This window comes from Bradyrhizobium sp. MI1.11, assembly GCF_055811255.1.
In genome coordinates, this window is record NZ_JBVVPM010000068.1 from 24,287 (window position 1) to 38,745 (window position 14,459).

The 14,459-nt window shown below is 64.2% G+C and carries 15 protein-coding genes and 1 tRNA gene; 3 read left to right on the forward strand and 13 right to left on the reverse strand.

The window, feature by feature from the left end:
- Positions 1-32 precede the first annotated feature (32 nt).
- Genes folD through AC0L30_RS37440 form a run of 3 tightly spaced genes read right to left on the reverse strand, consistent with a single transcriptional unit; the run spans position 33 to position 1,583 of the window.
- Positions 33-917 (reverse strand): bifunctional methylenetetrahydrofolate dehydrogenase/methenyltetrahydrofolate cyclohydrolase FolD, encoded by an 885-nt coding sequence (folD, locus tag AC0L30_RS37430; protein WP_007598723.1) that lies wholly within the window; start codon positions 915-917, stop codon positions 33-35.
- Positions 918-927: 10 nt separating this feature from the next.
- On the reverse strand, positions 928-1,272 hold the full coding sequence (locus AC0L30_RS37435; protein ID WP_473406385.1) for a DUF167 domain-containing protein: 345 nt from the start codon (positions 1,270-1,272) through the stop codon (positions 928-930).
- 20 nt (positions 1,273-1,292) lie between these two features.
- Positions 1,293-1,583 carry a YggT family protein gene (locus tag AC0L30_RS37440; protein WP_007598721.1) on the reverse strand — a complete coding sequence of 97 codons (291 nt, stop codon included), beginning with the start codon at positions 1,581-1,583 and terminating at the stop codon, positions 1,293-1,295.
- A gap of 188 nt (positions 1,584-1,771) precedes the next feature.
- Between AC0L30_RS37440 and AC0L30_RS37445 the strand changes: the two genes are divergently transcribed.
- Positions 1,772-1,847: transfer RNA gene (locus AC0L30_RS37445), tRNA-Ala, on the forward strand.
- A 119-nt stretch (positions 1,848-1,966) separates the two neighbouring features.
- On the opposite strand, the gene AC0L30_RS37450 is transcribed toward AC0L30_RS37445, so the two are convergent.
- From AC0L30_RS37450 to AC0L30_RS37480, 7 genes are all read right to left on the reverse strand, one after another.
- On the reverse strand, positions 1,967-2,779 hold the full coding sequence (locus AC0L30_RS37450) for an enoyl-CoA hydratase (protein ID WP_007598716.1): 813 nt from the start codon (positions 2,777-2,779) through the stop codon (positions 1,967-1,969).
- A 97-nt stretch (positions 2,780-2,876) separates the two neighbouring features.
- Positions 2,877-3,671: a glutamine amidotransferase gene (locus AC0L30_RS37455; RefSeq protein WP_007598714.1), complete on the reverse strand. Its 795-nt coding sequence runs from the start codon at positions 3,669-3,671 to the stop codon at positions 2,877-2,879.
- Between the two features lie 127 nt (positions 3,672-3,798).
- Complete coding sequence (locus tag AC0L30_RS37460; protein WP_007598712.1) at positions 3,799-4,578, reverse strand: SDR family NAD(P)-dependent oxidoreductase; 780 nt, start codon at positions 4,576-4,578, stop codon at positions 3,799-3,801.
- A 227-nt stretch (positions 4,579-4,805) separates the two neighbouring features.
- On the reverse strand, positions 4,806-5,294 hold the full coding sequence (locus tag AC0L30_RS37465) for a tellurite resistance TerB family protein (RefSeq protein ID WP_473406386.1): 489 nt from the start codon (positions 5,292-5,294) through the stop codon (positions 4,806-4,808).
- Between the two features lie 309 nt (positions 5,295-5,603).
- Positions 5,604-7,013, reverse strand: coding sequence for an adenylate/guanylate cyclase domain-containing protein (locus AC0L30_RS37470; RefSeq protein WP_247474935.1), 1,410 nt, complete (start codon positions 7,011-7,013; stop codon positions 5,604-5,606).
- A gap of 50 nt (positions 7,014-7,063) precedes the next feature.
- Entirely contained in the window at positions 7,064-8,431 is a 1,368-nt protein-coding gene (locus tag AC0L30_RS37475; RefSeq protein ID WP_007598709.1) for a cytochrome P450, read from the reverse strand.
- Between the two features lie 34 nt (positions 8,432-8,465).
- Complete coding sequence (locus AC0L30_RS37480) at positions 8,466-9,833, reverse strand: hydrolase (protein ID WP_354201554.1); 1,368 nt, start codon at positions 9,831-9,833, stop codon at positions 8,466-8,468.
- 161 nt (positions 9,834-9,994) lie between these two features.
- Here AC0L30_RS37480 and AC0L30_RS37485 point away from each other — a divergent pair, with 161 nt between their 5' ends.
- Positions 9,995-11,683, forward strand: coding sequence for an MFS transporter (locus AC0L30_RS37485; protein ID WP_354172355.1), 1,689 nt, complete (start codon positions 9,995-9,997; stop codon positions 11,681-11,683).
- Between the two features lie 25 nt (positions 11,684-11,708).
- On the opposite strand, the gene AC0L30_RS37490 is transcribed toward AC0L30_RS37485, so the two are convergent.
- A complete protein-coding gene (locus AC0L30_RS37490) occupies positions 11,709-11,921 on the reverse strand; it encodes a hypothetical protein (RefSeq protein WP_219681861.1) in 213 nt (70 codons plus the stop codon).
- Between the two features lie 166 nt (positions 11,922-12,087).
- Entirely contained in the window at positions 12,088-12,414 is a 327-nt protein-coding gene (locus AC0L30_RS37495) for a hypothetical protein (protein ID WP_007598705.1), read from the reverse strand.
- Between the two features lie 253 nt (positions 12,415-12,667).
- Here AC0L30_RS37495 and AC0L30_RS37500 point away from each other — a divergent pair, with 253 nt between their 5' ends.
- On the forward strand, positions 12,668-13,714 hold the full coding sequence (locus AC0L30_RS37500) for a polysaccharide deacetylase family protein (RefSeq protein ID WP_007598702.1): 1,047 nt from the start codon (positions 12,668-12,670) through the stop codon (positions 13,712-13,714).
- A gap of 76 nt (positions 13,715-13,790) precedes the next feature.
- Here AC0L30_RS37500 and AC0L30_RS37505 read toward each other — a convergent pair whose 3' ends face one another.
- Positions 13,791-14,174: a hypothetical protein gene (locus tag AC0L30_RS37505; protein WP_219681862.1), complete on the reverse strand. Its 384-nt coding sequence runs from the start codon at positions 14,172-14,174 to the stop codon at positions 13,791-13,793.
- Between the last annotated feature and the right edge of the window lie 285 nt (positions 14,175-14,459).

A 14,459-nucleotide genomic window follows, 5' to 3' on the forward strand; every position in this document is an offset into this window, starting at 1 on the left:
GCTCCCTCGCCCCGCAAGCGGGGCGAGGTGAACTACACCGCCGGCTTCGGCAGCCCTGCGATCGCGCAGGCCGCGCGCAACGTGTTCACGAGCAGGCACGCGACCGTCATCTGACCGACGCCGCCCGGCACCGGCGTGATGGCGCCAGCCACGGCGAGCGCTTCCTGATAGGCAACATCGCCAACGAGACGCGTTTTGCCGTCGTCCTTCGGGATCCGGTTGATGCCGACGTCGATCACGGTCGCCCCCGGCTTCAGCCAGTCGCCGCGCACCATCTCTGACTTTCCGACCGCGGCGTAGACGAGGTCTGCGCGCCTCACGAGCCCGGGCAGGTCACGCGAGCGCGAATGCGCGATGGTCACCGTGGCGTTCTCGTTCAGCAACAGCTGCACCAGCGGGCGGCCGACGAGGTTGGAGCGGCCGATGACGATGGCGTTCATGCCTTCGAGCGAGGCATGCACGCTCTTGGTCAAAATGATGCAGCCGAGCGGCGTGCAGGGCGACAGCGCCTCGAAGCCGCCGGCGAGGCGGCCGGCATTGTTCGGATGCAGCCCATCGACATCCTTAGCGGGATCAATGGCATTGACGACGGCCTCGGTGTTGAGGCCCTTGGGCAGCGGCAATTGCACCAGAATACCGTGCACGGCGGGATCGCGGTTAAGTTTTGCGACGAGCGCCAGGAGATCTGCTTGCGAGACGTCGGCCGGCAGCTTGTGCTCGAACGAGGCCATACCGGCGGCCTGGGTCTGGGTGTGTTTCGAGCGCACATAGACCTCGCTGGCCGGGTCGCTTCCGACCAGAACGACCGCAAGGCCCGGTACCAGATTGTGCTCGCGCTTGACGCGTGCGACCTCGTCGGCGACGCGGGCGCGAAGTTCCGCGGCGATGACTTTTCCGTCGATGATCTTGGCGGTCATGTCAGTTCCCTCAGTCCGTCGATTTGGCTGATGCGAGCAGGCGCAGCGCTTCGCCGAGCCGCGCCGGATCGCCGTCGACCGCGATCTGCTTCAGCCGCGAGGTCGCTCCCGACAGGAGTTTGACGCTGGCCTTCGGCACGCCCAGCGATTTCGCCAGCAGCACCAGAACGGCCTTATTGGCCTCGCCGCCATCCGCGATAGCGCGCACACGCACCTTGAGCACGCTGCGGCCATCGGAGAGCTGCTCGATCCCGTCGATATCGTCGCGGCCGCCGCGCGGCGTCACCCGCAGCGCGATGCTGATACCTGCGGCCCCGTAACGCCAAGGTTCCCTGATGACAAGGTTCTTTGGCAACCCAGGGCGCTCCAGCCTGCTTAGATCACGTTCGGGTAGATGTAATACAGGATCACCCGCTCGATGAACATGATGAGCAGGATCAGGATGATCGGCGAGATGTCGAGGCCGCCGAGGCTGGGCAGGAAATTGCGAATCGGCGCCAGGACCGGCTCCGTGATCCGGTACAGGAACTCCGCCACTGCCGACACGAACTGGTTGCGGGTGTTCACGACGTTGAAGGCGATCAGCCAGGACAGGATCGCGGACGCGATCAGCAGCCAGACGTAGAGGTCGAGCACGATGATGACGATGTCGAGAACGGCACGCATGGCTTTTAAAAACTCTGGCTTCGGTCGGGATTGACGTCTTTTGCTAGATATCGGTTCCCCCCGGTCCAAACAAGGGAAGTCGGTGCCGGGATGGCTAAAACCGGGTTACAGCCGTCCTTGACTTGACCTTGGCGGGGACTTAAATGGCGCCCGGTTGTCGGCCGCATTGACCAGAGCGGCCTACAAAAGGGGCCATAGCTCAGCTGGGAGAGCGCGTCGTTCGCAATGACGAGGTCGGCGGTTCGATCCCGCCTGGCTCCACCAGCCTTCGCTCGCTTCGCGAGCTACGGCTCGGCAAGCCCGGACAGTCCCTCGTAGCGAAACGAGCGAAGGCTGCCGCGGCGTAGCCCGCAGGGCGAAGACGGACTGCCGACGAATCCCTCCTACTTCCCCGTAAATCTCGGCGGCCGCTTCTCCATGAAGCTCGCGACTCCCTCCCGGAAATCGCTGCCGTTCAGCGCTACCATCATGTCCCGATTGGCTTCGATCGTCGCCTCCGCCAGCGTCTGGAACGGCACCTCGTAGAGCTGCCGCTTGATCACGGCCATCGCGCTCGGCGAGACGAAATCGGCGAGGTCGCGCGCATAGGCGTAAGTCTCCTCGCGCAGCTTCTCGGGCGAGCAGAGCCGGTTCACCAGCCCGATCCGCAGCGCCTCGTCACTCGAAACACGGCGTGCCGAGAGCAACAGATCCATCGCATTGGCGTGGCCGACGATTCGCGGCAGCATCCAGCTGATGCCGTGCTCGGCGATCAGGCCGCGCCGCGCGAAGGCGGTGGTGAACACTGTGTTGTCGGCGGCAAAGCGCAGGTCGCAATAGAGCGCGTGGACGAGGCCGATGCCGGCGGTTGCGCCGTTGAGCATGGCGATGACAGGCTTTCCGATCGACGGGTAGAAGCCATAGCGCGTCTGCCAGTCGGGCCGCCGGTTCATGTCGAAGGGCGGCAGGTTCGACGCGCGCCTGACATCATCGGGGTCGAGCCCCTTCAGCGCGTCCATGTCGGCACCGGCGCAGAAAGCGCGGCCCGCGCCGGTGATGACGATGACGCGGACGTTGTCATCGGCGCTCGATGCTTCCATCGCATGGCGCACGTCGCGCTCCATGATGGGCGTCCACGCATTCATGCGGTCGGGACGGTTGAGCGTGATGGTCGCGACCTTGTCGCTGACCTCATAGAGAATGTGTTCGTAGCCCATGGCGCTCTCCCTTTGTTTGCCGGCGCAGTTACGCGCGCGCACGTTGGCAACGAGCCTACCATACAAGGGGATGAGAAGAGCTTGTGCTAAGGCGCGATCACTCGGCCGCCTGCGCCAGCAACGGCCGGCGCGTCAGCCAGCCGTCGACGAAATGATCGAGCCAGGCGCGTTCCGCGGCATCGTAGATCGCACGGTCCGCGAAATGATGATGCCGCTGTCGCGCGCCGGGCGCGCTGAGACCGTCATAGCCCCGGGTGGTCCAGCGATGCATCATCGCGTAGGTCACGTCGGGATGGAACTGCACGCCGAAAGCGTTGCCGGTGCGGAATGCCTGCACCGGAAAATCATCGCCTTCGGCAAGCAGTTCAGCGCCAACCGGCAACTCGAAGCCTTCGCGATGCCAATGATAGACCCGCGCCGGCCAATTCGGGCAGAGCCCGTGTCCAGCTGCTGTCGGGCGAATCGGATAGTAGCCGATCTGGGTCAGCGCGTCGGCATGCGGCGCGACGCGGGCCCCCAACTGCTTCGCCAGCATCTGCGCGCCGAGGCAGATGCCGAGGAACGGCCGCTGTTCGCGGAGCGGAATTTCGATCCAGTCGATCTCGCGGCGGATGTAGTCGTCGGGATCGTTCGCGCTCATGGGACCGCCGAAGACCACAGCGCCGGCATGCTGGTCGAGGGTCTCGGGCAGCGGATCGCCGAACCGGGGACGGCGGATGTCGAGACGATGGCCGAGCGCGCGCAGCGCATTACCGACGCGGCCAGGCGTTGAGGATTCCTGATGCAGGATGATCAGAACCGGCAACCGGGTTTCGGAGGCGGCGACGTCCGGCGTCCTTCTGGGGAAGGGCACCACTTCTGCGCCACCAAACCTGTTCGTCCGGAACGACATGGTCTCTGCGAGTGCTATCGGTTCAGACCGCCAGCATAACTAAGCGATCGTTAATTTCGTGTGAGTTTGCACACACACCCACCCGATAGAAAGCAAGCTCCGGGCCACGACCGACCGAGAGCTCGCTTTAGTGTCTTTGCCTCTGAAACCAGCTGGTGGCAGACAGAATGAAGCCGCGCGGGAAGAAGCGCAGCGCGAATGGCACGATCTTGATGCCCAGACCGGGGAGCACTGCCCGCTTGTTGGCCATCAGGCCGCGATAGGCCTGCCGTGCGACCTCGGCGGCAGGAACATTGAGAAGGGCCGTATCATGTCCGGAGCCAACGCGGGCGCGGGCCTGGAATTCGGTGGGCACCGGGCCCGGGCAAAGGACGGTGACGCGAACGCCGCGCGGTGCAAGCTCCGCCCGCAAGGCCTCGGTGAAGGAAATGACATAAGCCTTGGACGCGTAATAGACGGCCATGCCGGGGCCGGGCAGAAAGCCGGCGACCGACCCGACGTTGAGAAGACCGCCCTTGTTCCTGATCAGCTGATCGGCAAAGCGCAGCGACAGATCCGTCAGAGCCCGGACATTGACGTCCACGATGCCGACCTGCTCGACGCGGTCGCGCTCAACTGCGTCACCGAATACGCCAAAGCCGGCATTGTTGACGAGATTGTCGAGCTCGACGCCTTCGGCAGCGAGTGCGGCGGCGATCTTCTCGCCGGCATCCGCGTCCTGGAGATCGCAGGCGATCACGATCGGCTTCTTGCCGCCGTTGGCGGCGAGCTCGTTCGCGAGCGCCTCGAGCCGGTCCGCGCGTCGCGCCGTCAGCGCAAGACGGTGTCCGTTCGCGGCGAACACACGCGCCAGCTCCGTGCCGATGCCCGCCGAGGCACCGGTGATCAACGTTACCCGCTCAGTCACGATCGAGATCTCTTGAATTGAAGTTTTTGGCCCCGGAATGCTGGAACGAGAGCATAGGCCGAGCGCGACAGGCAAGCGGCGCCGCCGCATAGCCACTTGAGCGGGAAACGGGGGAAGCAGGCAAACCACGGATTTACAGGAGAAATCCGGAACCCGGACAGCCCGAGGCTACATTAAAGTTTCGTCATGTGACCTGCACAACCGTCAATTGGCGGTGTTGGCACGGATCACCCACCGACCGCGTCGTCCTTGACCTGGCCGCCGGCACGATCTGCGACCGCGTGCTTCAGGTCGATCCGGTCGCGTTGCGAAATCCCGAGCAGGTCGGAAGCGCGCCAGACCACATTATCCTTGAACTCGGTAACCTGGCCGTCGGCGTAGACCAGCTCCCACATCATCTGGACGACGCGCTTGCGGCCCTCTTCGTCGAGCGAGCGCATCATGATGCTGGTGAAGTGATAGAGGTCGACCGCCTCGCCCTCGACCTCCGTCGCATCCGCGATCAGGCGATCCGCGGTGCCGCGATCGAGCCCGAAGTGGCGTTCGATCAGACTGTGCAACTTGCGCTGCTCGGCAGCAGTCGGCTGGCCGTCCAGCGAGATCACGTGAACGAGCAGCGCGGTCGCCGCCAGCCGGTAATCACTGTCACCGAATGCGCGGTCCTGGGCATGGGGAGCAACAATGTCGGCGATGAATTGGCGCAGGCCGTCGAGCATAAGGTCCTACCGAAATCGATGAAGCCGCGGAGCGCGACTGCTACCAGCATTATATGAGCAGGAAACCCAACCGGCGCAACGTGCGTCAGTTCCGCGCGCCGCATTACGTTTCGGCAATCTGGGAGCGTTGGTTTCTGGAGGGCGGCTAAATCGTCTCTCCGACGTCGTCCTGGCGAAGGGCCAGGACCCATTACCCCAGGGTGTAGTTTGGCGAAGACTGGTTGTGGTCCGGTACGCCGACCATCCGCAATCGATAGATTCCGCGGTATGGGTCCTGGCCTTCGCCAGGACGATGTGGGGGACAACACCTCACGGTATCTCGTACACCACCATCTTGTCGGCGATGCCGCGCAGGGCGGCCTGCTTCTGGATCGGCCTGATTTCGCGCTGCTTGAGGACTTCGGCGACTGCCGGTGCATCGAGCACCGGGCCGGTGATGTGGATCTCCTGCGCGGTCGAGAGGCTCTGCACGCGGGCGGCGATGTTGACGGTCTGGCCGAAATAATCCTGCCGCTCGTTCAGCATCACCGCGAGGCACGGACCCTCGTGGATGCCGATCTTGACGATGAGATCGGCGGTGCCGCGCTTTTTGTTGAGCTCGTCCATCGCCGCGCGCATCCGCAAACCCGCCGCGATCGCATGCTCGGGACGGACGAAGGTCGCCATCACGGCGTCGCCAATGGTCTTCACCACCGCGCCTTTCTCCGACGAGATGATCTCGAGCAGTGCATGGAAATGCGCGCGCACGAGGTCGAAGGCGGCGAGATCGCCGACGCGCTCATAGAGTGCGGTCGATCCCTTCAGATCGGTGAACAGGAAGGTCAGCGAGGTGATCTGGAGCCGCTGGTCGAGACTGAGATTGTCCGCCTTGAACACGTCGCGAAACGTCTGGTTCGACAGCATCCGCTTGGCGGTCAGGAACGGCTTGCGCTTGCCGATGAGGTGATGGAGTGCCTCGGCCGCGATGAAGACCGACGGCAGCACGCGTACGCCGGCCTGGTTCTCCAGCGACAGCCGCAGCGGGCCCGGCCGCATGGTCGTGGTTCCCGTCGGCGCCTGCACCCTGTTGTACATGATGGCGAGCTGCTGACGGTCCTTGGTCGGCTCGCCCTGCACGTCGATGAAATGGGCCGCGTGAGTCACCGGTTCGAAGATGATGATGAAATCGTTCGGCAGTTGCAGCGACATGGTCGCCTTCTCGCCGGCCGGCAGCTCCATCGTATCCAGCGTCACCTCGTTGGCGAGCGTCGCGAACGATTCCTTGTTGAAGTCGACGCCGGAACTCCAGAACACCTGCTTGAAGTACTCCCACACCGGAAGCGTATCAGGATCATGCGCCGCAATGCGCCGGACACGTGAATTGACGGTGAAGGAGACTTCGACCTGATCATCGACGGAGGCCTTGTAGCCGCAGGCGCACAGCGCACAATGATAATCATCGGGCTTGAGCGCCTTCAGGGTCGAGTGCGCACCCAACACGCCGCCGCAGCCCGGGCACAGCACATTCCAACCCAGATCGAACAGGCCGAGCCGCGCCGAATGCAGGAATGCCGAGATCGCGTGCTCTTCATCGAGACCGTGCTGCTTCGCGAAATCGAGGACATTGACGCGGTTGAGCTCGTGATCTTCGCCGTCCTCGATGAGGCGCGCGATCGCGTCGACCACTTTCGCATCGGCGGTCTGCTTCAGAACGGAAAACTGGGCCTGGATATCGCTCATGGCGCAACTCTATCTGGTGTGGATCACGCCGTCCGCCAGGCGAACGCCTGTCACCGACGCGTGATGCGGAACAGCGGCGAACGGTCCGGCTGGGTCGTGACGACGCCGAGCGGAATGACAGGGCTGGTATCGGCAAGCTCGACACGGAACGCACCGATCAGCCGGGCCAGCGCCAGCACGGATTCGGCTTGCGCGAATGGTGCGCCGACGCAGACGCGCGGACCCGCGCCAAAGGGCAGATAGGCAAACCGATCGGGTGCTTCCGTCGACATGAAGCGTTTTGGAATGAACGCGTTCGGCTGATCCCACAGCTTCTCGTGCCGGTGCAGCAGCCACGGCGCGATCATGATGATGTCGCCCTTGCCGATGGCGACGCCGGCCGCGTTGTCCTTCTCGCGCGCGGCCCGGGCGATCAGGAAGGCCGGCGGATAAAGCCGCATGGTCTCCTCGATCGCGGCGCGGGTGAACTTCTGGCGATCGATGTCGGCCATGCTGTCGAGATGTTCGCCTCGCGTCTCGGAGGCGATCTCCTCCTGCGTATCGGGATCGAGCGCGAGCAGATAGAGCGCCCAGAATAGCGCGGTCGCCGTGGTCTCGTGACCCGCGAGGATCATGGTTGCGACTTCGTCGACGAGTTGCTCGTCCGAAAAGCCTTTGCCGGTTTCGGGGTCCCGCGCCTCGTCCATGAGATCGAACAGATCGCGCGGCGGCGCACCGTCCTTCTTGCCCATCTCACGCCGCTCGGCGATCAGTATCGCGACGAATTCAGTCCAGCGCTTGCGGAAACGGGCGCGGGCAAAATCCATCGGGCTCGGCCAGGACAGCGGCAGCACCATGTCGAGCAAGTACGGCCGTCCGAGCCGGGCTCCATACTCCATGACGAAGTTGCGCAAGGTCGGACCATGCCGGTCCATGCCGAACGAGAACATGGTGCGTCCGGCGATCTCCAACGTCATACGCTGCATGATCTCGCGCAGATCGACCGGCTCGCTCGTCCGTCCGTCGAGCTTCGCGATGGTCTCGTCGAGCACCGCCGTCATGTGCGGAACGAGATTTGCCGTCGCACGCGGCGTGAACGCCGGCGCGAGAGTGCGGCGCTGAAACGTCCACGAATGGCCCTCCGCAATCAGAAGACCGTCGCCGAGCACGGGACGAAGCATGCGGATGCCCGCCGGGGTACGCGAATAATTCTCGTAATTGCTGAGCAGGACATGCCGGATCGCATCCGGCTGGTTCAGGATGAAACTGTTGCGGAAGAAGAAGCGGCCCTCGATGACGTCTTCCTCGTAGGCGCGCTGGCCCCAGGTCGCGATCATGTTCCGCTTGATCACGGCTAGCCGGCCGAGGAACGACATGTCGTCGGGCGCACGCGGCGGGGTCGGAGGGACGATGGGCCGACGCACGCTGGCGATGTTCATGGCTCGCTCCCGCAGAGGTGACGCAGGCAATTAGCTAGTAAGTCAGCTCGGCAATCGCAATCCTGTTCTCGGAGGCAGGCCAGGCGCGTGCCACAATTCGTTCTTCGCCAAATTGGGCCACGATGTTACGCCCCACCTCGCCGGCCGGAAGGCGCAGTGTTGCTGTCGAATCTGTGGGCACACCCGATTTGACGTCCGCCGGCTCCTTGCCGTCGAGCAGCACCACATCCCGCGGCAGGCCGAAATAGCCGCGCGGACGCGACATGATCACCACAGCCCCGGCGTCCTTGTCCGCGGGCCCGAGCGGACGCGCGGCGCGCAGATGCACGACGTCCGACGAGCGCGGGAAGGGTGAGCGGTAGATATGCGTCGTCGGCGCATCCGGCGATGCGACGACGAATTCGAGCGACCAGGAAGGCTCGACCTGCGCCGGTCCCCAGCGGCCGTCGGCACCGGTCTTCGCACTGTGGACGGCGTTGCCCTTGCGCTCACCGGTTTCAGGATCGACCCGAAACACGTCGACGGTTGCGCCGGCCATCGGCCGGTTGGTCGACACGCCGCCGGGCGCGCCGGTAACAAGCCCACTCAGCTTCACGCTCTGCTCCGGGACAATCGCGATTCGCGCGGGCTCGCGGGCGGCGATGAATTTGTAGATCTCGCGGAAGGCCCGGAGGTGGAACGCCACCTCGCGATGATCGAGCGCGCCGAGCACGAGGTTGGCCGCCCCCTTCAACTCCGGACCTTCGACGTTGACGCCGGTCGGCGTACCGGGCTTGCCGATGAAACGGCCATCGGCCTGCGCGTATTTGTCCATACCGTCGCTGCGCAAGGTGAGGAAGGCGACATCCGGCGTCACCTCGCTCTCGCCCTCGTTCAGGCCGCGCAAGAACGCGCCGCGGCCGTTGAACTCGCTGTTGGGCTGGTCGTCGGTCGCGAACACGCCGTGATTGGGCGTGCCGCACAGCACGGCATGGCTGACATCGCTGGCGCCGCCGTTCTTGATGACGTTGCGGATGGCATAGCCGCCGCGCGAGCTGCCAACCAGCGCCACGCGGGCCGCGCCGGTGCTGCGCTTCAATTCGGCTATGGCGGCGGCGAGCTCGCGGCGCTGGTCCTCGGTAGAGGAGCGGCCCGCCTGCTCGACCTTGTCGTCACTTCGTGCATTGGGATCGGTGAAATTGATCGCCATCATGCGGTCGCGCGCGATGCCGTTGGATTCCATCCGCCACAAGGTCGTCATCCAGAGCGCGTCGTATTCGCCATTGCCGTGGACGAACAGGATCGGCGGCACCTCGCCCGACGCGGCAGGTGAGGGCTGGGCCAACGCGCCCGTCCGCAAGCTCGCAATTGCGAAGGGCAAGCTGCCGGCCCCTAGCATGATCATTCGTCGTGACAGCTTCATCTGTTCCTCCCCCGCAAAACCATCTCTGTGCACCGCTTATACCGGCCTAACCACTGGACAGCGAAGGACTTTCGCAGGCATCACTGAACTTGCCGGAATCGCCCAAAGACCACTCCAAGACGACTTCAAGACTACTTCTGCCAGCCCATCTGGAAGGGGATATGACCGAGCAGACGAACCGCCAGAAAATTGCGACCGACGGCATCATGGCGCCGCTGCGGTACACCGTGTTCCGGCGCATCTGGCTCGCCAGCCTGCTCTCCAATCTTGGCCTGCTGATCCAGGGCGTGGGCGCCGCCTGGGCGATGACGCAGATGGCCGCTTCGGCGGACAAGGTGGCGCTGGTGCAGACCGCCCTGATGCTGCCGATCATGCTGATCTCGATGCCGGCCGGCGCCATCGCCGACATGTATGACCGCCGTGTCGTCACCTTGATCGCGCTCATGATCGCGCTGACTGGCGCGACCGCGCTCACGGTCCTGGCCTGGTTCAACTACATTTCTCCGGAAACGCTGCTCGCGTTCTGCTTTGTGGTCGGCAGCGGCAACGCGCTGTTCGGCCCGGCCTGGCAATCCTCGGTCAGCGAGCAGGTGCCGCCCGATGCCCTGCCGTCGGCCGTCGCGCTGAACGGCATCAGCTACAACATCGCGCGCAGCTTCGGTCCGGCGGTCGGCGGTGTCATCGTCGCCGCGCTCGGTGCGGTGGCGGCGTTTGCGTGTAACGCGATCCTCTATTTGCCGTTGCTGGTGGTGCTGCTGCTCTGGCGGCGCAACACCGAGCCCTCGCGGCTGCCGCGGGAGAAGCTCAACCGCGCCATGGTGTCGGGCTTCCGCTACATCACCAATTCGCCGCCGATCAAGATCGTGCTGTTGCGCACGCTGGTGATGGGCCTGATCGGCGGTGCCATCATGGCACTGATGCCGCTGGTCGCGCGCGATCTGCTGCATGGCGGCGCGCAGACCTACGGCGTCATGCTCGGCGCCTTCGGGATGGGCGCCGTGGTCGGTGCGCTCAACATCCACGAATTGCGTAAGCGCATGAGCGGCGAAGCCGCGATCCGCGCCTGCACCATTTCGATGGCGTTTGCGATGGCTGCGCTCGCCGTGAGCACCGAGCCGGTGCTGACCGCGGCTGCCCTGGTGCTCGCCGGCGCGGTCTGGATGGCCGCCGTCGCACTGTTTAATATCGGCGTGCAGCTCTCGGCGCCGCGCTGGGTCGCCGGCCGCTCGCTCGCGGCGTTCCAGGCCTCGATTTCGGGCGGCATCGCGGTCGGCGCCTGGGGCTGGGGCCATCTCACCGACTATGCCGGCGTCGAGGTCGCGCTGCTGACGGCTGCCGGCCTGATGCTGATCTCGCCGGTGCTGGGGATCTGGCTCACGATGCCGCGCGTCGGCGCCCGTAATGAAGACGCCGATTTGCTAGCGGATCCGGAAGTCAAACTGTCGCTCACGGCACGCAGCGGGCCGCTGGTGGTCGAGATCGAATACCGCGTCGCCCAAGACAACGCCCGCGCCTTTCACAACGTGATGCAGGACGTGCAGCTCTCTCGTCAGCGCAACGGTGCTTACGGCTGGTCGATCGCGCGCGACATCGCCGATCCCGAATTGTGGACCGAGCGTTACCACTGTCCGACCTGGCTCGACTATCTACGCCAGCGCAACCGCTCGACCCAGTCCGAACGCGCTCTGCATCAGGAGGCGATCGATTTCCACATCGGCCCCGATCCGGTGCGGATCCGCCGCATGCTCGAGCGTCCGTTCGGCTCGGTGCGCTGGAAAGAGGAGACGCCGGACCAGGCAGCAAGTGAGGTGCTGCCCGTGGTCGCCACTGCGGCGGGAAGCAGCACGTAGGGTTTCGCGAGTCCGTAGCGACGTCTTACTGCCCGTGATCCGTCAGCACCTTCTCGCAGCCTTTGGTGAGCCGCGTACGGTTTTGCTTGAGGCAGGCGAGCACAGCCTGATCGCCATTGTTCATCACCGGGCGGCAGAAGCGCGTCACATCGCGCGCACAGGCGTCGTGACCGGGCTGCTGCGCGGACGCAGCCGATGCAAACAGGATCAATGGAATGATGAAAAGAAATCTGGTCATCGCGTAATGCCTCTTACCCGGAAGATGTGCGGGCGAAGCTAGAGCGACGATCCCGAAGCCGCAACGGCTTTATTGGCAGGCGGGCTTGCGCTGCCGCGTGGCCCCGGCTTGACGCCGGGGCACATCGCGAGGGGAGCTAACCGACGCAACGACGCTATCGTTACTGTTACTGAGCGTCCTGGGCGTCAGCGACCTTGCGTGACGCGCCGCCCTTGGCGAGGTCCTTGTCCATCACCGCACGGCAACCGGCGCTCAGATCCGAACGATGCTTCATCATGCACGCCGTGATCTTCGGGATGTTCGGGATTTCCGACGAGCACAGGCGGAAAGCGTCGCCGGTGCACTGCTGCTGGGCTTCGGACGAGAAGGCGAAGCTGGAGCCGGTCGAGGCGATCGAGAGGATGGCGGCAAAGCCCAGAGCCAGGCTGGTGTCGCGGATCTTGCTACTCAAGGACTTGGTGTTCAGAGACTTGGTGTTCAGCGAGTTGGTCATTTGAAGCTCCCATTGGCACCGCTGGAAGCGGGCCCGTTGTTGATGGGATCGACCATGCTCCAGCAAAACAGTTTCCACTGTGATGACGGTCACGGGAGGCCCACCCTCTGTGACTATGGTCACGTTGGCGCACCTCGCTGAAATTCCTTCATATCCGCTGTCGTGTTGGTGTCACGTTAACTGTTCCTTCGCATTAATGGCTCGTCGAGCGGGAAATTCCGCCGGTTTGGTTGCGTAATTGGAAAGAATGGCGATGCGTAATGCGTTGGGCCTGATGCTGGCCAGTGTAGTTGCGGCGGTCGTGATTGCCGCCGGCGGTTGGTTTTATTATTCCTCGCGCGCCGACCAGGCCGCTCCCAAGACGATTGCCGCCCGTGCCGCCGATCAATTGCCGGCACAGGCGAAGCTCGCCGCCAAGGACGACGTCACGACCACGGCGGCGATTGCGGCCAAACCGGCGGCAGCCGCCCCGGCCGCCGCACCCGCGCCGATGCCGGTTCAGCAGAAATCGACCTGCGCCAATCCCAACGCGCTCGGCGTCTCCCGCGTGGTCGAGATCGACACCACCGGCGGTCCGGGCTTCGGCTTCGATCATTTCAAGCAGTTCGACTTCCTCACCGACAAGGAGGTCGTGCTGACGTTCGACGACGGTCCCTGGCCGGTCAACACGCCCGCCGTGCTGAAGGCGCTCGCGGATGAATGCACCAAGGGCCTGTTCTTCTCGGTCGGCAAGCATGCGACCTACCATCCGGAAATCCTTCGCCAGGTGCTGGCGCAGGGCCACACGGTCGGCACTCACACCTGGTCGCACGTCAACCTGAACGGCAAGAAGATGACCGAGCAGATGGCCAAGGACGAGGTCGAGAAGGGTGTTAGCGCCGTGAAATACGCGCTCGGCACCAACCCGGCACCGTTCTTCCGCTTCCCGCAGCTGCAGCACAATCCGGCGATCGTGAGCTATTTCGGCACCCGAAACGTCGCGATGTTCTCGACCGACATCGACTCCTTCGACTTCAGGAAGGGCGCCACGCCGGAGAAGATCATCGAGACCGTGATGACCAGGCTCGACAAGCTCGGCAAGGGCATCATCCTGATGCACGACTTCCAGAAGCATACCGGCGAAGCCATGCCTGCACTGCTCGCGCGGCTCAAGGCCGGCGGCTACAAGGTCGTGCAGATGAAGGCCAAGACGACGCTCGAGTCGCTGCCAGAATATGACGAGGCATTGCTGAAGGACCTGAAGGTGCCGACCTCGAGCGCACGTCCGATCGGGAGCGTGGTGCAGACGGTTTCGCAGTAGCGCGTCCAGTCCGATCCAAATCTCTTGCGTCATGGCCGGGCTTGTCCCGGCCATATGCTTTTTGAGAGCAGGCACCTTACCAGTAGATGCCGTGGCGATGCAGCTCGCTGATGATGCGGCCTTCGGTCCAGCTGCGCTTGTGCTTCGACTTGTCCGCCTTGGCCGTCGTCTTCGCGGCGGGTTGGGTCGTCGTCGCGAGCGCTGAGGTCGTCGCGGTCGTCGGTGTGGGAGTCGCCGCAGGCGCAGTGAGCGAAACCGCCGGCGGGCGATCGAGATATTTCGGAGCTTCGGCGGCTGGCGCTGCTTCGCTCACCTGCGTCGGCGCGGCAGCGAGCGTCGGCGCCGTTTGCTGAACCGAAGCCGGCTCGCTCACCGCGGACAGCGACAGGCTGCGCGGGCCTCCGGCCTGGGCAGAGGCAGAGACCAGCACCATAGCGGCCACCAGAATGATCTTGCGCATATGAAATCTCCCCGTGTTTGGCGTGAGCTGGACACTAGGGGAGCCAATCGCGAGTTTATGTGATCACGATCACTCAGACTGCCGTGCGATACTGAATCCTCCGACGGTGAGGCAATGGCCGCGCTCTACCGGATTCATCTGCACCAGCGCGCTCATGGTGACCAAATGCGCCGGTCACAACGCCTGGCTTGGGGAGATCAAATGAGCTTGAGCGACCCGAGACATAGGTGACAGTTCGTACCGGACACATGGGTTACACTTTCCGCTTTTGTTCTGCGGGAGGTG